Source organism: Castellaniella defragrans (genome assembly GCF_014203015.1).
Classification (GTDB): Bacteria; Pseudomonadota; Gammaproteobacteria; order Burkholderiales; family Burkholderiaceae_B; genus Castellaniella; species Castellaniella defragrans.
This window is the reverse complement of the sequence record NZ_JACHIB010000005.1, coordinates 60,274-80,481: the sequence shown is the minus strand read 5'-3', so window position 1 is coordinate 80,481 and position 20,208 is coordinate 60,274. Positions and strand designations below refer to the sequence as shown.

General features: G+C 72.6%; 19 protein-coding genes. 11 read left to right on the top strand and 8 right to left on the bottom strand.

The window, feature by feature from the left end:
* Window positions 1-6: 6 nt before the first annotated feature.
* Genes HNR28_RS05310 through HNR28_RS05300 form a run of 3 tightly spaced genes read right to left on the bottom strand, consistent with a single transcriptional unit; the run spans window position 7 to window position 3,155 of the window.
* Window positions 7-1,158, bottom strand: coding sequence for a glycosyltransferase family 9 protein (locus HNR28_RS05310; RefSeq protein WP_151024388.1), 1,152 nt, complete (start codon window positions 1,156-1,158; stop codon window positions 7-9).
* Entirely contained in the window at window positions 1,155-1,826 is a 672-nt protein-coding gene (locus HNR28_RS05305; RefSeq protein WP_084330681.1) for a D-glycero-alpha-D-manno-heptose-1,7-bisphosphate 7-phosphatase, read from the bottom strand. Before HNR28_RS05305 ends, HNR28_RS05310 begins: the two co-directional genes overlap by 4 nt.
* A 6-nt stretch (window positions 1,827-1,832) precedes the next feature.
* Window positions 1,833-3,155, bottom strand: coding sequence for a glycosyltransferase family 4 protein (locus tag HNR28_RS05300; protein WP_151024387.1), 1,323 nt, complete (start codon window positions 3,153-3,155; stop codon window positions 1,833-1,835).
* A gap of 281 nt (window positions 3,156-3,436) precedes the next feature.
* On the opposite strand from HNR28_RS05300, the gene HNR28_RS05295 reads away from it, so the two are divergent.
* A complete protein-coding gene (locus HNR28_RS05295; RefSeq protein WP_043683745.1) occupies window positions 3,437-4,822 on the top strand; it encodes a UDP-glucose dehydrogenase family protein in 1,386 nt (461 codons plus the stop codon).
* 48 nt (window positions 4,823-4,870) lie between these two features.
* Here HNR28_RS05295 and HNR28_RS05290 read toward each other — a convergent pair whose 3' ends face one another.
* The gene (locus tag HNR28_RS05290) at window positions 4,871-5,107 is read right to left on the bottom strand and encodes a hypothetical protein (RefSeq protein ID WP_043683747.1); all 237 of its coding nucleotides are present in this window, start codon (window positions 5,105-5,107) and stop codon (window positions 4,871-4,873) included.
* Window positions 5,108-5,293: 186 nt separating this feature from the next.
* Window positions 5,294-6,871: a glycogen synthase GlgA gene (gene glgA, locus HNR28_RS05285; protein ID WP_151024385.1), complete on the bottom strand. Its 1,578-nt coding sequence runs from the start codon at window positions 6,869-6,871 to the stop codon at window positions 5,294-5,296.
* Window positions 6,872-7,005: 134 nt separating this feature from the next.
* On the opposite strand from glgA, the gene HNR28_RS05280 reads away from it, so the two are divergent.
* The 4 genes from HNR28_RS05280 to HNR28_RS05265 are packed head-to-tail and all read left to right on the top strand — an operon-like array spanning window position 7,006 to window position 11,032.
* The gene (locus HNR28_RS05280) at window positions 7,006-8,154 is read left to right on the top strand and encodes a DUF3182 family protein (RefSeq protein ID WP_170288444.1); all 1,149 of its coding nucleotides are present in this window, start codon (window positions 7,006-7,008) and stop codon (window positions 8,152-8,154) included.
* Window positions 8,144-9,484, top strand: a complete 1,341-nt coding sequence (gene clsB, locus HNR28_RS05275) for a cardiolipin synthase ClsB (protein ID WP_151024383.1) — start codon at window positions 8,144-8,146, stop codon at window positions 9,482-9,484. Before HNR28_RS05280 ends, clsB begins: the two co-directional genes overlap by 11 nt.
* Complete coding sequence (locus HNR28_RS05270; protein WP_151024382.1) at window positions 9,481-10,482, top strand: putative bifunctional lysylphosphatidylglycerol flippase/synthetase; 1,002 nt, start codon at window positions 9,481-9,483, stop codon at window positions 10,480-10,482. Before clsB ends, HNR28_RS05270 begins: the two co-directional genes overlap by 4 nt.
* Window positions 10,472-11,032 carry a ferritin-like domain-containing protein gene (locus HNR28_RS05265; RefSeq protein WP_151024381.1) on the top strand — a complete coding sequence of 187 codons (561 nt, stop codon included), beginning with the start codon at window positions 10,472-10,474 and terminating at the stop codon, window positions 11,030-11,032. Before HNR28_RS05270 ends, HNR28_RS05265 begins: the two co-directional genes overlap by 11 nt.
* A gap of 26 nt (window positions 11,033-11,058) precedes the next feature.
* On the opposite strand, the gene HNR28_RS05260 is transcribed toward HNR28_RS05265, so the two are convergent.
* Both HNR28_RS05260 and HNR28_RS05255 read right to left on the bottom strand, forming a co-directional pair.
* Window positions 11,059-11,244, bottom strand: coding sequence for a hypothetical protein (locus HNR28_RS05260; RefSeq protein WP_043683750.1), 186 nt, complete (start codon window positions 11,242-11,244; stop codon window positions 11,059-11,061).
* A gap of 79 nt (window positions 11,245-11,323) precedes the next feature.
* Window positions 11,324-11,929, bottom strand: a complete 606-nt coding sequence (locus HNR28_RS05255; protein WP_148304964.1) for a PRC-barrel domain-containing protein — start codon at window positions 11,927-11,929, stop codon at window positions 11,324-11,326.
* Window positions 11,930-12,245: 316 nt separating this feature from the next.
* Here HNR28_RS05255 and HNR28_RS05250 point away from each other — a divergent pair, with 316 nt between their 5' ends.
* Complete coding sequence (locus HNR28_RS05250; RefSeq protein WP_151024380.1) at window positions 12,246-12,980, top strand: endonuclease/exonuclease/phosphatase family protein; 735 nt, start codon at window positions 12,246-12,248, stop codon at window positions 12,978-12,980.
* A 134-nt stretch (window positions 12,981-13,114) separates the two neighbouring features.
* On the opposite strand, the gene HNR28_RS05245 is transcribed toward HNR28_RS05250, so the two are convergent.
* Window positions 13,115-15,184, bottom strand: a complete 2,070-nt coding sequence (locus HNR28_RS05245) for a hypothetical protein (RefSeq protein ID WP_170288443.1) — start codon at window positions 15,182-15,184, stop codon at window positions 13,115-13,117.
* A gap of 250 nt (window positions 15,185-15,434) precedes the next feature.
* Here HNR28_RS05245 and HNR28_RS05240 point away from each other — a divergent pair, with 250 nt between their 5' ends.
* The 5 genes from HNR28_RS05240 (at window position 15,435) to treZ (ending at window position 20,207) form a co-directional block, all read left to right on the top strand.
* Window positions 15,435-16,202: an alpha/beta hydrolase family protein gene (locus HNR28_RS05240; protein ID WP_151024378.1), complete on the top strand. Its 768-nt coding sequence runs from the start codon at window positions 15,435-15,437 to the stop codon at window positions 16,200-16,202.
* Window positions 16,199-16,702, top strand: a complete 504-nt coding sequence (locus HNR28_RS05235) for a CinA family protein (RefSeq protein WP_043683761.1) — start codon at window positions 16,199-16,201, stop codon at window positions 16,700-16,702. The genes HNR28_RS05240 and HNR28_RS05235 overlap by 4 nt, the downstream gene beginning before the upstream one ends.
* Window positions 16,703-16,799: 97 nt before the next feature.
* Window positions 16,800-17,324, top strand: a complete 525-nt coding sequence (locus tag HNR28_RS05230; RefSeq protein WP_151024377.1) for a DUF421 domain-containing protein — start codon at window positions 16,800-16,802, stop codon at window positions 17,322-17,324.
* A gap of 1 nt (window position 17,325) precedes the next feature.
* Window positions 17,326-18,384, top strand: coding sequence for a mechanosensitive ion channel family protein (locus tag HNR28_RS05225; protein ID WP_151024376.1), 1,059 nt, complete (start codon window positions 17,326-17,328; stop codon window positions 18,382-18,384).
* A complete protein-coding gene (gene treZ / locus HNR28_RS05220) occupies window positions 18,381-20,207 on the top strand; it encodes a malto-oligosyltrehalose trehalohydrolase (RefSeq protein WP_244978185.1) in 1,827 nt (608 codons plus the stop codon). The genes HNR28_RS05225 and treZ overlap by 4 nt, the downstream gene beginning before the upstream one ends.
* Window position 20,208: the final 1 nt, after the last annotated feature.

Sequence of the window (20,208 nt, the reverse complement as noted above, 5' to 3'; positions counted from 1 at the left end):
TTGCGCTCAGGCGACCAGCGGCCGGGGCGATACGCCGGCCCGCCACGCGAGCAGTTCATGGGCGGCGGCCACGACCCTGCGCGGATCGACGCCCTCCAGGCAGGCATGGGTGCCCTCGCGGCAGACGCTGCTGTAGCAGTTCCTGCAGGGCACGTCGTGATACAGCAGCCGGTGGGGCACCTGCCACGGCTGGTGCTGGGGATTGGTCAGGGCATACAGATCGACCAGCGGCGTCCCCACGGCGGCGGCGATGTGGGCCGGTCCGGTGTTGTTGGAGATCAGCAGGCGGGCATCCTCGATCAGGCACGCCAGCTCGCCCAGGGTGAGCCGCCCGGCCAGGTCGATGACGTGCGAGCGCACCGTGCATTGCGCCAGGATGCCGGCGGTCAGGGCGCGCTCGCCGGGGCCGCCCGTCAGCAGGATCTTCAGGCCGCAGCCGTGCAGCAGGGAAATGGCGCGGGCGTACAAGGCCGGGTTGTAGCGCCGCGAGGGCGCGCTGGCGCCGCAATGCGCCACGATCCAGCCCTGGCCGCCGCCCAGTCCGTACGCCGCCAGGATCGCGCCCAGCGAGCGCCGGTCGGCGTCCTGGGTGGCGAAGGACAGGCGCGTGTCCGTGCACGCCGCGCCGACCGTCGCCACCAGGTCCAGCTGGCGCTGGACTTCGTGGCGCACGTACTGGCCGGGCTCGGGATCCCGCACCCAGTGGCTCAGCAGCCGGTACGGGTTCTCGTGCGCATGCGCCAGCACCCGCGGGATGCCCGCCAGGCGGCACATCATCGCCGCCGGCAGCGGGCTCTGGCTGTAGACGGTGAAGATGACCGCCGCATCAAAGTTCCGCTGCCGCAGCGCCTCGATCATGCGCCGGTCCCCGGCGGGATCGTCGGCGGCGTTCTTGACCCACGGCGCATCGTAGGCCACGACTTCATCGACTTCCGGCACGTAGGGCGCCAGCGCGGCGCCCGCGCGCGAGGCCAGCAGCGTGATGCGCCGGCCCCGCGCCGAGCGGCGCAGCGCCCGCAGGGCCGGGGTGGTCATCAGCACGTCGCCCAGATTGTCCAGGCGCACGCAGAGAATGGCGCGCGCGTCGCGCCAGGGATCGGCGGGGCGTGCCGCATCGGACCGCGCGCCCGGGGCGCCCTCCCGGCGCCGCGCGCTCATGCCGTGCCTCCGGATCCGGTGCGCGGGCACTGGACGCTGATCCAGCGGCTGGCCGCGTCCAGGTCGGGCTCGATGCGCTCGGGAATGCGCCAGGCGCCGGCCAGCCACTCGGTCTCGTGGCCGTTGTCCAGCAGGATGGTGCGGCATCCGGCCCGCCGGCCCGCCTCCACGTCGTCCAGGATGTCGCCGACGAACCAGGACTGGCGCAGGTCCACGTCATGGCACGCGGCGGCGAGCCGCAGCAGCCCCGGCGCCGGCTTGCGGCAGGCGCACAGGCAGGCGTAGCGGGCCACGGTCGCGCGCGGATGGTGCGGACAGTAGTAGAAGCCCGCCAGCGCGGCGCCCGCCTCGCGGAACATGTCGGAGAGCCGGTTGCGCACCGCCACCAGGTCCTGCGGCGCGATCTTCCCCAGCCCGATCCCGGGCTGGTTGCTGATGACGATCAGCGGCATCCCGAGCCGGGCCAGCCGGGCCAGCCCCGCCCGCGCCCCCGGCTCGAACCGCATGCGCCCGGGATCGGCGTTGTACGGCACGTCCTGCAGCACCGTGCCGTCCTTGTCGAGGAACACGGCCGGGCCGCGCACCGGCGGGCGCGCGGTCCCGCCCGCGCCCTGCGGCCGCCCGGACGCCGCACCGGCACCGCGCCTGTCCAGATGGTCCACGTTCATCGCCGCTCAATCCTTGGTGGTTTCGGCCGCTTCCCGCGCGGCGCGCGCCAGGGGCAGGTCGTAGGACAGCGGCACGCGCGGACCCGAGAGCCGCGGACGCCGCCGGATCAGCACCTCGAAGACCTCGGCCAGCTCCTCGCCCACCTCGCGCCAGGTGAACAGCCGGTTGGCGCGGCGCACGCCCGCCTGCCCCATGCGGCGGGCCAGTTCCGGATCGCGGGCCAGGACGGCCAGCTTCTCGGCCAGGCGGTCCGGGTCCCGGGGCGGCACCAGGAAGCCGGTCTCGCCGTCGGCCACGCTGTAGCGGATCCCGCCGGTGTCCGCGCCCACCACCGGCGTGGCGCAGGCCATGGCCTCGACGGGCGTGATGCCGAAGGGCTCGTACCAGGGCGTGGAGACGAACACGTCGGCCGCGCAGTAGTAGCGCCGCAGCTGGGTGCGGCCGCGCCGGCCGGTGAACTCCACGCGGTCCGGCACGCCCTCCTCGCGCGCGATCTCCCGCAGCCGCAGCAGTTCGGGCACGTCCTGGTCCGTCGGCCGGGCGATGTTTCCGCCGACGACGCACAGGCGCGCATCGACGTGATGGCGGAAGCGCAGCCGGGCCAGCGCCCGGATGACGTTGTCGATTCCCTTGCGCGGCACCATGCGGCCCAGCTGCAGCAGGTAGAAGGCGTCGTCCGGCCAGCCGACCAGCCGGCGCGCCTCGCGCCGGTCCATGGGCGCCATCTCCTCGCCGTCGAAGCCGCAGGGCACCATGCTGATCCGCGCGGGGTCCGCGCCGTACAGTTCGATGAGGTCGCGCCGGTCCTGCGGGCATTCGGCGATGAGGCAGTCGGCGCGGCGCACGATTTCCTCCTCGATGGCGAAGCGGCTGTCGGGAAACCGGTCCGCCCGCGCCTGGTGGCGGCGACGCACCCGCCCGAGCGCGTGGAACGTCACGGCCAGCGGGATGCCGAACCGGCGCGCGACGGGCATGGACGCCATGGCCGACATGAAGAAATTGGCGTGAATGAGATCGTAGGGCTCTTCGGCCACCTCGAAGCAGTCCTCCAGGAAGCGGCCGAACGCTCCCATCAGCGGCAGCAGCTCCTCCTTGGGCAGGTAGCGGGCGGGACCCGCGGGCACGTGGATGACGCGGACGTTCTCGCCCCAGTCGATGACCGGCGGCTGGGACGGGCTGTCCAGCCGGGTGTAGACGTCCACGCGGCAGCCGCGGGCCGCCAGCTGGCGGGCGACGTTGGCCACGTAGATGTTCTGACCCCCGCTGTCCACGCCGCCCGCCGGCGCCAGCGGCGATGCATGCTCGCTCACGATCGCAATTCTTTGCATGAGTGTTCTCCGGTGATTGCGGTGCCATGGCCTGGGCGCGGGGGCCTGGCGGCCGACCGCGCCCGGCGACATGGGCGTACGGCGGGGCACAGCAATTTCCGTGCCGCGCCGCTGCTCCGGTCTGCTTCTCCGCCGGGCCGCCGCGCCGCCATTCCGCCGCGCTGCCGCGCCTCCGTCGCCCGCTTCCGGGGCGTTGCCGCGGCACCGTCCGGGCACGCGGATTGCTTCCCGCCCTGGGACGCCGCGACGGCGCCGCCCTCATTCACCCAGCGGGAGGCCTGATGAACATTGCAATAATCGGAACCGGCTATGTCGGACTGGTCACGGGCGCGTGCTTCGCCCAGGCGGGAATCGACGTGACCTGCCTGGACAAGGACCTGCGCAAGATCGAGATGCTGCGGCAAGGCAGGGTGCCCTTTCACGAACCGGGCCTGGAAGCGCTCATCGCGGCCGGCCGCGCGAGCGGCAGGCTGGCGTTCCAATCGACCCTGGAGCCCGACCTGAGCCTGGAGCGGGCCGAGGCGATCTTCCTCGCGGTGGGCACGCCGACGGGACCGGACGGCCGCGCGGCCCTGACCGACCTGCTGGACTGCGCGGCGCTGCTGGCCCGGACCCTGACCCATGGCACGCTGGTGGTGGTGAAATCCACGGTGCCGGTGGGGACCTGCGAGCGGATCCGCACCCTCCTGGAGACGGAGTCGCTGGAAGCGCAGTCGGCCGTCGTCCCGCGGCCCCGCTTCACCGTCGCCTCGAATCCAGAATTCCTGGCCGAGGGACGCGCCGTGGAAGACTTTCTGCATCCGGGCCGGATCGTCATCGGCTGCGACGATCCGGCCGCCTGCCGCCTGCTGCGCAGGCTGTACGCGCCCTTCGACCCGGACGGCAGCCGCACCCTGACCATGGACGTGCGCAGCGCGGAATACGCCAAGTACGCCTGCAACGCCGCCCTGGCGGCCCGGATCTCGATGGTCAACGAGCTGGCCTGCATCGCCGGGCCGCTCGGCGTGGACATGCATGCCGTCTGCAAGGTGCTGAAGACCGACCCGCGCATCGGACCGCACTACCTGCGGCCGGGGGCCGGCTACGGCGGCTCCTGCCTGCCCAAGGACCTGCGCGCGCTGATCGCCATGGCGCAGGATCACGGCGAGCCCGCCTACATGCTGCACAGCGTGGAGACGGTCAACACCGGCCAGTGCGAGCGCCTGCTCGACACGCTGCTGGCCTGCCTGGCCTACGATTTCAAGGGCCGCTGCGTCGCCCTGTGGGGGCTGGCCTTCAAGGCCGGCACCGACGATCTGCGGGAGGCACCCAGCCTCGCGCTGGCGCGCAGCCTGCTGGAGGCCGGCGCGCGGGTGCGCGCCTACGATCCCGTGGCGGGACGGTCCGCCGAGGCGCTGATCCCGGATTCCATGTTCGAGCTGTGCCCCGACCCCTATCTCGCCTGCGAGGATGCGGACGTGCTGGTCGTGATGACGGAGTGGGAGGAATTCCGCGAGGCGGACTTCGCCCAGGTGGCGGAAAAGCTGAATCTCGCCACCGTCTTCGATTGCCGGCAGCTCTACGACGCCGCGCTGCTGGAGCGGCACGGCCTGCGGCATCTGGAGATCGGCCAGCGTCCCGCGTCCATCTCCCAGCCGCTCACCGACGCGCTGCAGAACGCCGTGTAGCGGGGCCGCGCGGACCGGCGGACCGGCCCGCGGCCTTGCTCCCGCGTCCTACCCGGCGCGGTCGCGCAGGCCGGTGACCCGCTCCTGCTCGGCGCAGCGCGCGCAGCAGAAGATCTGTCCGTCCTTTTCCACGCCGTGGCCGATGACCGGCGTGTCGCAGTGGTCGCAGTGCGGCGCGGCGCCGGCGATCGCGCATTCAAAGCTGTCGAAGGTGTAGGTCCTGCCTTCGCGGGTCAGGGTGAAGGCCTTGTCGTATTCATTGCCGCAGGTATCGCATTTCGCCATCGGAGGCTCCTTCGCTGAAAGTGGTCCAGGGAGCCCCCGACAGGCAAGCGCCATGCCCGAGGCCCGGCACGGAGGCCGGGGCCCGCGGCCCCGGGACGCACGTTCCACGCCTCCTCCACGCTCCCCGTCCCGCGGCTTCCGGGGCGGCGCCGTCCGTCCCGTCCGCCCTCGCCCGCGGCCCGCCGATCAGGGCCGGGTCCAGGCGGGATCGGCATACCCCAGCAGGCCGGCGCGCCGGCCACGGCTTTCCTCCTTGGGACCCACGGCCGGGACGCGGGCCGCCGGCACGCCGGCCGGCCGCCGGGGGCACAGGGCGCGATACGCGCGCAGGTACAGCGGCGCCGCCCGCGACCAGCTGAAATCGGTGCGCATGGCGTTGCGCTGCATGGCCTGCCAGATGTCCGGATGGCGCCGGAGCGCCAGGGCCCGGTCGATGGCCGCCGCCATGTCGGCGGCGGAATCGCCGTCGAACAATACGCCGGTCGCCTGGCGCATCGATTCCAGGCCCCGGGGGGCGCCCGGGTCCCGGATCGTGTCGGCCATGCCGCCCACGCGCGAGCCGATGGGGATGGTGCCATAGCGCATGGCATACAGCGGCGTGAGGCCGAAGGGCTCGAAGCGGCTGCCGTGCAGCAGGATGTCGGCGCCCGCGTGCAGCAGATGCGCCTCGGGCTCCTGGAAGCCGACGTGCACGGCGCAGCGCCCGGGATAGCGCCGGCCGAGATCCTGCAGCGCCGCCTCCAGGGGCTTTTCGCCCCGCCCGAGGATGCATACCTGCAGCTCCGGGTGGGCCTCCAGCGCGCCGGGCAGCGCCTGCGCCGCCACGTCGGCCATCTTCTGCCGGGTGACGCGGCTGCCCAGCGCCATGACGGCGGCGGCGGGATCCGGCGTCAGGCCGAAGCGCTCCTGCAGCCGGCGCTTGCAGACCGCCTTGTTCTCCATCCGGCCGATGCTGAAGCCCAGGCCCGGCAGGTACTCGTCGGCCTGCGGATTCCAGACCGACACGTCGATTCCGTTGGGGATGGAGATGGAGTCGCCGGCGCGGTCGGCCAGCACGCCTTCCAGCCCGCAGCCGAACGCGGGCGTCAGGATCTCGCGGGCATAGGTGCGGCTGACGACGCTGATCAGGTCCGCATGGCGGATGCCGGCCTTCAGGAAATTGAGCCGTCCCCAGAATTCGGCGCAGTCGCTGGTGCAGAAACTCTGCCGGATTCCCAGGGCCGGCGCGAGGTCCAGGGGGAAGACGCCCTGGAAGGCGATGTTGTGCAGCGTCAGCAGGGTCTTGGGCTCGTCCGCCCGCATCTGCCGCAGATACAGCGGCACCAGCGCGGCGTGCCAGTCATGGGCATGCACGATGTCCGGCCGCTGCACGCCGGGAATGCCCCACGCCACCCGGGCGGCCGCCTGCGCCAGCGCCGCGAAGCGCACCGCGTTGTCGGGATATTCGTTGCCTTCGGCATCCGCGTACAGGCCGTCGCGGCGGTACAGCGCGTCGTTGCGCAGCAGCAGCACCGGCAGGCCGAGCGAGGGCACGGTCCCGGCCAGCAGCGTGGCCGTCCCGCCCGCCAGGCCCTCCAGCCGGGCGCATTCGTGCAGCGGCCCGGCCTGCTCCAGCGCGGCGGGATAGGCCGGCAGCATCAGGGTGACGTGGGTGTGGCCGGGGCGATGCAGGGCCCGGCACAGGCCGCTCACGGCGTCGCCCAGTCCGCCCGTCTTGGCCAGGGGAAATGCCTCGGCGGAGACCGCCAGAATGTTCAGGATCACGGGAGCCCTCCCTTGTCGTCGATACCGCGAAGGAGCAATTCGCGTGCCCGGCGCCTCCCGGCAGCCCGGTGCGCACCCCTGCGCGCGGGCATGGCGCTTGCTTTTGCCGGGCTCATCGCGTTTCGGAGAACGACATGGGCAGTGAAGCCATCCCGCGGCGGGACGCGCCGGACGCCGCGCGCATCGTGCTCGCGCATCCCCGCCGCCCGGACGCTTCGGCGCACGAAACGGCGTCCCAGGACGAACTGGCGCGCCGCATCGCCCGGCTGCTCGACTGTCCGTTCCTGACGGAGGCCGAATTCCAGCGGCTGCCGCACGCGGTCCAGCCCTACTGCGTGCCGGCGGAGACCCTCACCGAACGCGAATGCCAGAGCGACTCCAGGCTGGCCGGCATCCGGGGCGAGCAGGATTTCTTCGGCGGGCGGGTGCCGTACGGGTTCGTGGCCAGCAAGGCGATCACCCATGCCCTGGTCGACGCGCACGCCCTGCGGCCGCAGGGATGGTCGCTCCATTTCGGTGCGCGGGTGCGGGACGCGGTCCTGCGCGGCTACACGGCATTTTCCCGGGCGGAAGCCGTCCGCGCCGCCCGTCTCCTGCTGGAGACGGGCCCCGTGCGCCTCAAGCCCGCCCAGGGCAAGGGCGGCCGGGGCCAGCGCGTGCTGGAGAGCGAGGCCGCGGCGCAGGCCGCGCTGCTGGAATGCAGCGGCGCCGATCTGGTCCGGCACGGCGTGGTCCTGGAGGAAAACCTGGCCGACATCCGCACCTACAGCGTCGGCCAGGTGCGCGTGGGGCCCCTGGTCGCCAGCTACGTGGGCGAGCAGACCCTGACGCGGGACCACGCGGGCGAGCCCGCCTACGGCGGCTCGGATCTGCGTTTCGTGCGCGGCACGCTGGCCGCGCTGCTGGCCGGCGGCCTGGAGGAAGACGAGCACCGGGCCGTGGCGCTGGCGGCGGCCTACGACCAGGCGGCCGCCGACTGCTATCCCGGGCTGATCGCCTCCCGGCGCAACTACGACGTCGCGCGCGGCCTCGACGGCTCGGGGGCGGTGCGCGTCGGCGTGCTGGAGCAGTCCTGGCGCGCGGGCGGGGCCAGCATGGCGGAGATCTGCGCCCTGGAGGCCTTCCAGCGGGATCCGGCGCTGCGCACGGTGCGCGCCTACACCCTCGAACGGTACGGCGAGGCCGAGGCGCCCCCGCTGTCCGCGCAGCTGGTCTACCGCGGCGAGGACGAGCGGGAAGGCCCGATGGTCAAATACGCCGGAATCTGCGCCCATGACGGCTGACGGTCCGGCCGACGGCCGCAACGCCCTCACCCTGCTCGTCAACGGGGAGCAGTATTTCCCGCGCGCATGGCGGGTGATCGAGGAAGCGCGCTCGGAGATCCTGCTGGAGACGTTCATCCTGTTCGACGATCCGGTGGGACGGGAGCTGCGGCAGGCGCTGATGGCGGCGGCGCGCCGCGGCGTCTCCGTGGACGTGACGGTCGACGGCTACGGCTCCGAGGGCCTGTCGCCGGAATTCATCGCGGGGCTCACCGAGGAAGGCGTGCGCTTCCACATCTTCGACCCGCGGCCCCGCCTGCTGGGCGTGCGCACCAACATCTTCCGCCGCATGCACCGGAAGATCCTCGTGGCCGACGGCCGGGTCGCCCTGATCGGCGGCATCAATTTTTCCGCCGACCACCTGTCGAGCCACGGCCCGCTGGCCAAGCAGGACTACGCCCTGGAGGTCCGCGGGCCGCTGGCGGCCGACATCCGGGAATTCGCCCGCAATGCCCTGCGCGAGCCGGGCAGGACCGGCCGGCGCAGGCCGGCGCACGCGCTCCCGGACCGGCACGGCGTCGCGGAGGGCGCCAACGCGCGCCTGGTGGTGCGCGACAACGGCCGCCATCGCAACGACATCGAGCGGACCTACCGCGCCGGCATCCGCCTGGCGCGCAGCGACATCATCATCGCCAACGCGTACTTCTTCCCGGGCTACCGCCTGCTGCGCGACATCGTGCGGGCGGCGCGCCGCGGCGTGCGGGTCCGGCTCATCCTGCAGGGACAGCCGGACATGCGGATCGCCCGCTGGGCGGCGCGCCTGCTGTACCAGTACCTGAACGACGCCGGCGTGGACATCTACGAATACTGCAAGCGCCCCCTGCACGGCAAGGTGGCCTGCGCGGACGAGGCCTGGTCCACCGTCGGCTCCAGCAATCTCGATCCCTTCAGCCTGGCCCTGAACCTGGAGGCCAACGTCTTCGTCCAGGATGCCGAATTCACGGCGACGCTGCGCGAGGCGCTGGAGACCCTGCTGGCGCAGGACTGCCAGCCGGCCGCGATCGTCCGGCGGCCGCACGGCGGACTGCGCCGCCTGTGGACGGCGGTGGTGGTGTTCCACGTGCTGCGGCGCTTTCCCGCCTGGTCCGGCAGCCTGCCCGCCCACCGGCCGCGGCTGGAGTCGGTGGCCGCGCCTGATCCCGTGCCTGATCCCGCGCCTGACCCCGTGCCTGATCCCGCGCCTGACCCCGTGCCCGATCCTGCACCGGGCGCCACGCCGGGCCCTGCGCCACATCGCACGCCACACCCCGGCCCGGACGCCGGCGGCACCGACGGCCGGACCGATCCATGACGCCCCCGGTCGCCTCCCTCTGGCGGCGCCTGCTGGCCTGGTGGCCCCGCATCGCGCGCATCCTGACGCTGGCCGTCAGCATCGTCGTGGTCGTGCTGCTGGTCAAGCTGGGGCGCGGGATCGACTGGCACGAAGTCTTCCTGGCCGCGCGCGGCATATCCGGTCCGACCCTGTGGGCGGCCGGCGCGCTGGCGCTCTCGGGCTATGCGGCCTATTCCGGCATCGACTACCTGGCGCGGCGCTTCCTCAACCACGCGCAGACGATCTGGAAGACGCTCGCCATCGCGGCGGCCAGCTACGCCTTCAACGTGAACTTCGGGGTGCTGCTGGGCAGCGTGGGCGTGCGCCTGCGGCTGTACCGGACGCTGGGCCTGCGCCACGCGGCCACCGCCGGCGTGGTGCTGTTCGGCTCGGTGACCAACTGGCTGGGCTACTGCTGGATGGGCGGGATCTTCTTCTTCGGCGCGGTGCCGCGCACGCTCGCCGCATGGGGCATCCGCCCCGAAGCCACCCGGGCCGCCGGCGCGGTCCTGCTGCTGGTGGCCTGCGCCTACATGTTCCTCTGCGCCACCGCCGCGCGGCGCCGCTGGACGTTCCGGGGGCATCCCCTGGCGTTCCCCTCGGTCTGGATGGCGCTCGCCCAGAGCGGCCTGGCCGTGGTGTCCTGGAACATCGTGGCCCTGATCCTCTACCTGCTGCTGGAGCGGCAGGTCTCCTATCCGGACGTGCTGGGCATCACGCTGCTCAGCAGCGTCGCCGCCCTGGTGGCCCACGTTCCAGGCGGCCTGGGCGTCACCGAAGTGGTGTTCGTCGATGCCCTCAGCGGACAGCTGGGCGCCCACGAAGTGCTGGGCGCGGTCCTGATGTACCGCGTCCTCTATCAATGGGTGCCGCTGTGCGTCGCCCTGCCCGGCTACCTCGCCGTGGAGCTCCGGGCCAGGCACGCCAGTTGCGGTGCCGGCGGACACGACTTACCGGAGGAACCCTATGAACGATGAAATCAGGCAGGCGCCGCCCTGTCGCCCGAACGCGCTGGAAACCCCCATCGACGTCGCCGCCATCCGCGCGGTGGCGCGCAACCTGGAGGAAGGGGCGGTCACGTCCGATTACGCCGGCCACCGCGAGGAAATCCTGGCGCTGCTCGACAGCGCCCTGGCCACCGAACTGCTGTGCGTGCTGCGCTACAAGCGCCACTACCACACGGCCACCGGCCTGGCCAACATGTCCATCAAGGCCGAATTCCTGGAACATGCGCGCGAAGAGCAGGAGCACGCCGACCAGATCGCCGAGCGCATCGTGCAGCTGAACGGCACGCCGGACTTCGATCCGGCCACGCTGGCGCAGCGCAGCCACGCGGAATACGACGAATCCCTGGACATCCGCGACATGATCCGCGCCAACCTGGTCGCCGAACGGGTCGCGGTGGAATCCTACCGCCAGATGATCGAGAAGATCGGCGACGTCGATCCCACGACCACCCTGCTGCTGACCCGCATCCTGGCCCAGGAGCAGGAACACGCCGACGACATGCGCGACCTGCTGGATTGACTGGCGGGCGCCCGCGGGCGCCCGCCTCATTTCCCCGGCTTGGCGGGGGGCTGGGGCGTGGTGGAGACGGGGTCGCTCGCCGGAAAGGTGTCGTCGAGCGCGTCGTCGAGCGCTTCTTCCCTTTCCTCCACCGTCTTTTTCTCGTGCTGCCGCCGCTGGGGCGAATCGGGCGAGACCGGTTTGCCGCGGGGGTCCTGATGGGCTGCTTGCATGGTGTTCTCCTGCTCGGGTCGGAAGGAAACGGAGGCGCCGCGCGCCGCCCGCCCCTTCCGGGTTTGCCGGCCTGCCGGCCTACTGGACGATCTTCGCGCGGGGCAGCGCCTTGAGCTGATCCTTGGTGTAGCCCTGCAGGATCAGCTTGTCGTCGGAGCGCATGACCTTGTTGAAGGGCACCGCCACGTCGTGCTCGCCCATGCCCAGGAAACCGCCCGCGCCGATCACCACGTCGGTCACCTTGCCGCCGTTGTCCAGGACGACGTCCTTGACGCTGCCGACCTTTTCATCGTTCTCGTTGTAGACCGTTTCGCCGATCATGTCGCTCTTGACGCTCTTGCCGCTGATCTCCTGCGCCGCGGGGGAATTGGCGCCCGAGGCGCCGGCGCCGGCCGGCCCCGTGGTGCCCGGGCCCGCGTCCATGCTCCCGCCATTGCGGGTGGTGCCGGAAGGCGTGCCGGACGTGCCGCCGGTCGTGCCGAACGTGTTGCCGCTGCTGCTGTCGGTGCCGCCGCTGGCCGCGCCGGAGCCGGAACTGCTGCTCGCCCCGCTGGAGCCGCCGGGGGCGGTGGTGGATGGGGGCGACGAAGGGGAGGCCGGAGACGAAGGGGACGTCTGGCCATAGGCCGCGGACATCACCAGCGGCAGGGCAGCGCAAAGGCTGAGGGCAAGGGTTTTCTTCATGTGGATCTCCTGTGTAACGCGCCGGTATTGGCTGCATCCAGGCTCAAGCAAGCCCCATGCCCGGGCCGGCCGCGCGGGCCGGGCAAAGTACTTGCTGCGCAGGGGCGCCAGGCGCAAGGCCCGCGGTGGGCGCGCCGCCATCGGGGGGCGCCATGAATCGGGGAAAGCCATGCGTCGAGGAGAAACATGAATCGAGGAAAGCCATGAAAGCGAGCGAAAACGGCGGAAACGACGGGAACGGCGAAATCGGCGGGAACGACGAAAACGGCGGCGCGGCGGCGCACTCCGGCGCCGGGAGAGGAACGACGGGCCGCCCATGATGCTGCTCACGGTCAACGCCCACAAGGGATTTTCGAGCTTCAACCGCCGCTTCATCCTGCAGGACCTGCGCGCGGCGCTGCTCCAGGCCGCGCCCGACATCGTCTTCCTGCAGGAGGTGATCGGCGCCCACTCGGGCCATGCCAGCAGCCGGCCCGACTGGCCCACGCTGTCGCAGTACGAGTACCTGGCGGACACCGTGTGGCCCGAATATGCCTACGGACGCAACGCGGTCTATCCCGCGGGCCATCACGGCAACGCGGTCCTGTCCCGCTACCCGATCGTCTCGGCCGTCAACCACGACATCAGCATCGCCGGTCCCGAACCGCGCGGCCTGCTGCATTGCGTGCTGCAGCCGCCCCAGATGCCCCGGCCGCTGCACGCCGTCTGCGTCCATCTGGGGTTGCGCGAAAGCCACCGGCTTCAGCAACTGCAACGCCTGTGCGAACTGGTCACCCGTCAGATCCCGGCCGGGGAGCCGCTGCTGGTGGCCGGGGATTTCAACGACTGGCGCCTGCGCGCCAACGCCCTGCTGGCGGACTGTGGACTGCAGGAAGTCCATACCCGGCATTTCGGCCGCCCGGCGCGCAGCTTCCCCGCCTTCTGGCCGCTGCTGCGCCTGGACCGCATCTATGTGCGCGGCGTGCGCCGCTCCTCGCCGGGGGCGCGCGCCTCGCGCATCTGGGCGCGCCTCTCGGACCACGTGCCGCTGGTCGCCGAGTTCGATCTGTGATCCGTGCGTGTGGCCGGCCTATGAACATCCGTGTGCCTTGCCGGCCTGTGAACGTTTCCGGCCTGTGAACGTTTCCGGCCGGTGAACGTTTCCGCCTGTGGACGTTCCCGGCCGGTGAACGTCCCGCCGACGGTTCACGCGAGGGCGCCGGCCTCCGCGCGGCCGCGCGCTTCCCGGGGAAGGGAAGCCGGGGCCGCCCGCGCGGTGCTTCCCGGCCGGTCCGGCCGGTCGGGACCATCCGGGCCGCCCAGGCCGGCCGCCTGCGCGAGGGCGCCTTCCAGCAGGCGCGAGAGGTCCTGCAGACCCTGTTCCAGGCTTGCGCCGAACCGCACGGAAACGCACGCCCGGCCGCGCGCCCGCAGTTCGCGCAGATCCGCCTCGGCCTGCGCCGCGTGGCAGGCGGCCAGCGGCTCGGACGCGCCGTCCGTGCCGTCGGCCCGCGCCGCCATGCGCACGAACAGATAGGCGCCGCACGCCGGCCCGCCCTTGTGGAGCTGGCCGCAGGAATGCAGGTAGCGGGGGCCGAAGGCCGCCGTCACCGCCCCGCCGCCGGCATCGCGCAGCTTCTGCTGCCAGCGGGACAGCCACGCCTGCGTCCCGGCGGTGCGCGGCAGGTAGAACAGCAAGGCATGGTAGCCGCCCGGGCCGCGGCGCAGCCACCGCGCCAGCGCCTGCTCGGGACCGGCCGGCGAGTCCGCGGCGCCGCGCGCGCCGGCATCGCGTGCGGCGGCATCACGGGTGCCGACATCGCCCGCACCGCCATCGGTCGCACCGCCATCGGTCGCGCCCACATCGCCCACGGCGGGCTCGCTCGCACGGACATCGTCCGCGCCAGCCCCACCCGCACCGGCTTCGCTTGCGCCCACATCCAGCAGCAGACTGCCCCAGCGCTGCCCGGCGGGCCGGTCCGCAGGCTCCGCTCCCCGCGCCAGCAGGCCGCGGGTGCGCTGCTTGGAGGCCTCGACGTCGGGCTGGTCGAAGGGATTGACGCCGAGCACGTGGCCGGCCACCGCGGTGGCGTACTGCCAGCGATAGAACTCCTGCGCGAGCGCATAGGGCGTTGCGATGCGCACGTGGACCACCGGATGGCCCGCGCGCGCCAGTTCCCGGCCCAGGCGGGTCCGCTCGTCTCCCCGCGCCGGCGATCCCGGCCCCTGCAGCACGACGAAGAGGCGGTCGGAGCCGTACCGGCAGGGCGGGCCGGGGGGCTCGCCGCACACCGGCACCAGGCCCCGCCCCTGCTTGCCGGTGGACTCCGCCAGCAGCTGCTCCAGCCACTCGGCCAGCGGCGCCAGTTCCTCGTCGGCCCAGAACGTGATCTTGTCGCGCCCCATCAGGGCCGCCTCGCCCAGCAGGGCGCCCAGGCGCAGGCCGACGTTGGCGTGGCCGTGCGCGCGCGGGCCGCAGAAGTCGCGCATGGTGCCCGCTTCGCGCAGGAAGGCGATGGGATCGTGGCCCATGAGCGCCAGCGGCACCATGCCGAAAGGCGACAGGACCGAATAGCGTCCGCCGATGCGCGGATCGCCGAGGAACACGGCGGCATAGCCGCCGGCCTCCGCGCGCGCGTGCAGCGGGGTGCCGGGATCGGTGATGGCGCAGAAGCGCTGTCCGACCCGCTGCCGCCCTTCGACCCGGGCCACGTGATCCTCGAAGTGCTGCGCCAGCAAGGTGGACTCCAGCGTCCCGCCGGACTTGCTGGCGACGAGGTACAGGCAATGCGCGACCGGCACCCGCGCCTGCAGCGAGCGCACCTGCTCCGGATTGGTCGAATCCAGGACGTGCAGGCGCAGCCCGCCCTGCGCCGGGGCGAGGACGCTGGCCAGCACCTGGGCGCCCAGGCTGGCGCCGCCCATGCCCAGCAGCACGGCATCGGTGCGCCCCCGGCTGCGCAGGCGCGCGCACAGGCCTAGCGAGCGGTGCGCCACCGCCGCCAGCCGCGCCGGGTCGGTCCAGCCCAGCCATCCGGCCTCGTCCCCGCCGCTCCACAGGCTGGCATCGCCGCGCCAGAAGCGCGCGCTCCAGTGCGCGCCGTCGAGCCGCCGCATGCGCTCGGTCAGGCGCTCGTGCAGGTCCTGCGGCAGGACCATGCGCAAGCGGTTCAGCGCGGGCGCCAGCCGCGAGGCGGAGGAATACAGCGGCGCGAGCCGGGGATGCGGCGCCGGGCCGGCCTCGCGCGCGGCGCGATCGATGAGAGACTGCATCATGACGTTCCTGTGCGTTCCTGCTGTGGTGAGACGCCGGCGGCAGGAGCAAGCCGCGTACCCGGGCAACCGGCAGCCGCCCGCCGCCCCCGGACGCGCGGACACGAACCCGCCCGAATCCCTGAACCCCCTGAACCCGCGCCCGGACCCGCGCGTACCCGCGCAGAACCGGGCATGTCGCTTGCTCGCCCAGGCGCGCCGCCGCCTCCCCGGGCGGCGCCCGGGCGCCGCGGGCGCCGGAATGGAGGAATGCATGGCTCAAAGCGACACGGTACGGATCCAGGTGGCCGAGGACGCCATCGAGGGCACGTTCCTGACGCCCCGCAGCAAGGTGCCGGGCGTACTCTTCATCCACGGCTGGGGCGGCCATCAGGACTTCGACCTGAATCGGGCGCGCGGCATCGCCGCCCTGGGCTGCATCTGCCTGACCTTCGACCTGCGCGGACATGCCGCCACCGAGACGCGGCGCTCCCAGGTCTCCCGCGAGGACAATCTGCGCGACGTGATGGCGGCCTACGACACCCTCGCTGCGCATCCGGCGCTCGACAGCGGCGAGATCGCCGTCGTCGGCAGCAGCTACGGCGCCTACCTGGCCGCCATCCTGACCGGCCTGCGCAAGGTGCGCTGGCTGGGGCTGCACGTACCGGCCCTGTACCGCGACGATGAATGGTTCATGCCCAAGGACCAGCTCAACCGCGACGTGCTGCGCACCTACCGCAGCAGCCACGTGGCCCCGGAGGGCAACCGCGCGCTGACCGCCTGCGCCAGCTTCCCGGGCGACGTGCTGATCGTCGAATCGGAACGCGACGACTTCATCCCCCACTCCACCATCATGAGCTACCGCTCGGCCTTCCGCCGCGCCCATTCCCTGACCCACCGGATCGTCGACGGCGCCGACCATGCCCTGACCGACAAGAAGGCGCAGCGGGCCTACACCGCGCTGCTGGTGAACTGGATCACCGAGATGGTCACGGGAGCCCGCCTGGCCGGCGCGCCCGTCCCCGGCGGAGAACGCCCATGAGCCGGGTCGAGGACGTCGCCCGCTACATGGGCCTGCAGCGCCTGACCCTGGCCACCGCCGAGTCCTGCACGGCGGGCCTCATCGCCTCGCTGCTCGCGGAAGTGCCGGGCGCCGGGCAATTGCTGGAGTGCGCGTTCGTGGTGTATTCGCCGCAGGCCAAGCTCCATTGCCTGGGCGTCGCGCCCGAGGTGCTGCAGCGGCACAACCTGACCAGCACAGCCGTGGCCCGCGCCATGGCGATGGGGGCCGCCGAGCGCGCGCGGGCCGGGGTGATCGTGGCCAACACCGGCGTGGCCGACGGCGGCGGCGCCGGCGTGCCGGCCGGCACGCAATGCTACGCCTGGCTGCTGCGCGGCGAAGCGGGCAGCCCCACCCCGCGGATCTTCGTCGAGACCTGCCGCTTTCCCGGCACGCGCAACGAAGTGCGCAGCCTCGCGGCGAACTACGCCATCGCGCGCATCCCCCGCTATCACGCGCTGTGGGTGAAGGGCGGCGCCTGAGCCGCCGCGGCCCACGGCGCCGGCCGGAACGATGCCGGCCGCGCGGGCACGGCGCTTGCTCCGCCCCGGGCATCCCCGTTCGCCCGAAGGACGCGCCATGCACCTGCTCACAAGCCCCGACTGGTCGGAAATGTTCGCCTTCTCGGTCCCGCCGCTGGAAACCGTGATCCGGGGCAGCCTGATGTACTGGTTCATCTTCGTCCTGCTGCGGATCGCCGGGCGGCGCGACATCGGCTCGCTGGGCGTGGCCGACATGCTGGTGCTGGTGCTGATCGCCGACGCCGCGCAGAACGGCATGGCGGGGGACTACGTCTCCGTGATCGACGGCATGCTGCTGGTCGCCACCATCGTCGGCTGGACCGTGCTCATCGACCGCGCGGTCTACAGCATCCCCGCCCTGTCGCGGGCGCTGGCCATCGACCACATCTGCCTGGTGCGCGACGGCACCCTCATGCGCCGCAACCTGCGCCGCGAGGCCATCACCGAGGAAGAGCTGATGAGCGAACTGCGGCTGCAGGGCATCGACCGCCTGGCCCTGGTGCGGCGGGCCTACATCGAGGCCGACGGCAACATCAGCGTGCTGCGCGCGCACGGCGCCGGCGCCGCGGCGAAAGGCCGCTGACATGGTCCTGGCCGAGCTTTCCGCCCGCTACGGCGACATCTGGGGCGCCTGGTTCGGCGCCCTGATCCTGGCCGCCCTGATCTACCTCGGCCTGGCGACCCTGCTCAACGCGCTGCAGCGGCGCGCCCACGCCGAAACGCCCCACCGCGCCTATTTCAGGTCGCTGCTGGCGATCCTGGCGCGCAGCAACCGCCTGATTCTCGCGCTGCTCGCGCTGCTGATCGCCGCGCACGCCACCGGCGCCCTCCTGCCCTGGTGGCGCTGGGTGGACGCGCACGTCTGGTTCGCCCTGGTGGCCGTCCAGGCGGCGCTCTGGCTGGATGCCGCCTGCCTGTCGTTCCTGTCCATCGCCAAGGCCGGCACGCGGGCCAGCCCCGTCACCACCCTGCTGCTGTCCTACCTGCTGCGCACCGTCATCTGGATCGTGGCGATGCTCGCGGTGCTGGACAATCTCGGGGTCAACATCACCACGCTGGTGGCCAGCCTGGGCATCGGCGGCGTGGCGGTCGCCCTGGCGGTGCAGACCATCCTGAGCGACCTGTTCGCCTCGATCGCCATCGGCCTGGACAAGCCCTTCGAGCCGGGCGATTTCATCGTGTTCGGCTCGGTGGCGGGCAGCATCGAGCACATCGGCCTGAAGACCACCCGCATCCGCAGCCTGGGCGGCGAGCAGATCGTCTGTTCCAACACGGAACTGCTCAAGCAGACGATCCAGAACTACAAGCGGATGGAGCAGCGCCGCGTGGTCTTCACGCTGCACCTGCCCTACGGCGTGCCGGCCGACACGCTGGCCGCGCTGCCCGGCGACGTCCAGGCGCAGATCATGGCGCAGCCCGATACCCGCCACGACCGGGCGCACATCGCCCGCCTGGGCGACTGGGCCCTGGAACTGGAAGCGGTCTACTACGTCCTGAGCGCCGACTACAACCAGTACATGGACATCCAGCAGGCGATCAACCTGGGCATCCTGAAGGCGCTGGAAGCGCGCGGCATCGTCCTGACGCCGATGGAACGCACCGTCCGGCTGCGGCGGGATCCTCTTGCGCGGCCGGCCTCATGAGCGCCGCCCTGCGCATGGACGCCGCCCCGCACGGCGCCACCGCCGCGGCGCGGCCCTGGGGCGCATTCGCCCAGCCGGACGGCGCGACGCTGTTCCGCCTCTGGGCGCCGCAGGCGCCGGCCGGGATGACCCTGGAAGTGGAGGGCCGGCCGCCGCTGCCCGCCGTCCCCGATGCCGAGGGCTACGTCGAGATCCGGGTCGCCGGCTGCCCGCCGGGCACGCGCTACCGCTACCGCCTGGCCGACGGCACGGCGATGCCCGATCCGGCCTCCCGGCTGCAGGACGGCGACATCCGCGATCCCAGCATCGTGGCCGATCCGGCGCCCTACCCCTGGCGCCACCCGGACTGGCGGCCGCGCCCCTGGGAGGAGTCGGTCATCCAGGAAGTGCACGCCGGCCTGTGCGGCGGCTACGCGGGCCTGTGCCGGCGCCTGCCGGACCTGGTGGCCCTGGGCGTCAACCTGATCGAACTGATGCCCATCGCCGACTTCCCCGGCGCGCGCAACTGGGGCTACGACGGCGTGCTGCCCTACGCGCCCGACCGCAGCTACGGCTCGCCCGAGGACCTCAAGCGCTTCGTTGATTGCGCCCACAACCTGGACATCGGCGTCATGCTGGATCTCGTCTGCAACCACTTCGGCCCGGACGGCAACTACCTGCCCCGCTACGCGCCCTCGTTCTTCCGCACCGATGTCACGACGCCCTGGGGCGCCGCGATCGACTTCGGCCAGCCCGCCGTGCGGCGGTTCTTCGAGGACTGCGCCCACCGCTGGCTGGACGAATTCCGCATCGACGGCCTGCGCCTGGACGCCGTGCACGCCATCTTCGACGAGGACTGGCTGCGCGCCCTGCCGCGCCGGCTGCGCGAGCGGCTGCCGGGCCGCCGCGTGCACCTCGTGGTCGAGGACGACGCCAATCGCGCCGGCCTGCTGGAAGCCGGCTACGACGCGCAATGGAACGACGATCTGCACCACGTCCTGCACCATCTGCTGACCGGCGAGCGGCAGGGCTACTACGGCGACTACGGCCAGGAGCCCGCCGCCATCCTGGCGCGCTGCCTGGCCGAAGGCTGGCACTACCAGGGCGGCCAGCCCTCGGCCCACCGGGGAGGCGCGCCGCGCGGCACGCCCAGCGCGCACCTGCCGCCCACGGCCTTCGTGTCGTTCCTGCAGAACCACGACCAGATCGGCAACCGGGCGCGCGGCGAACGGCTGACGGCGCTGTGCCCGAGCACCGCGCGCCTGCGCGCCGCCATCGCCCTGCAGCTGCTCTCCCCCGCGGTGCCGCTGCTGTTCATGGGCGAGGAATGCGGCTCGCGCACGCCCTTCCTCTATTTCACCAGCCATGCCGATCCCGCGCTGGCGGAGGCCGTGCGGCGCGGCCGCAGGGAAGCCTCCGAGGTCCTCATGGACGACGCAGCGCCCCGATCCGAACTGCCGGACCCGAACGCCGAGGCCACCTTCGCCGCCAGCCGGCCCGAGCCCTGCAACGACGCGGGACGCGAGTGGATGGGCTACTACGCCCGGCTGCTGGACCTGCGGGCGCGCTGCCTGGCGCCGCGCCTGCGCGGCGCCCGCTCGCTGGGCGCGCAGGCGCTCGGGCCGGCCGCGGTGCGGGCGGCCTGGCGCCTGGGCGACGGCTCCCGCCTGACGCTCTACGCCAACCTGGGATCCGCGGCCTGCCCCCTCCCGCAGGACCTGCGCGCCGCCGCGCCGGACGGCGGCGCCCTGCGCTTCGAGACCGACTGCGAGGCGCTGCTGCGGTTCCGGCTGGGCGAACTGGCGCCCGACTGTCTGCTGTGCTTCCTGGAGTCCGCGGCATGAG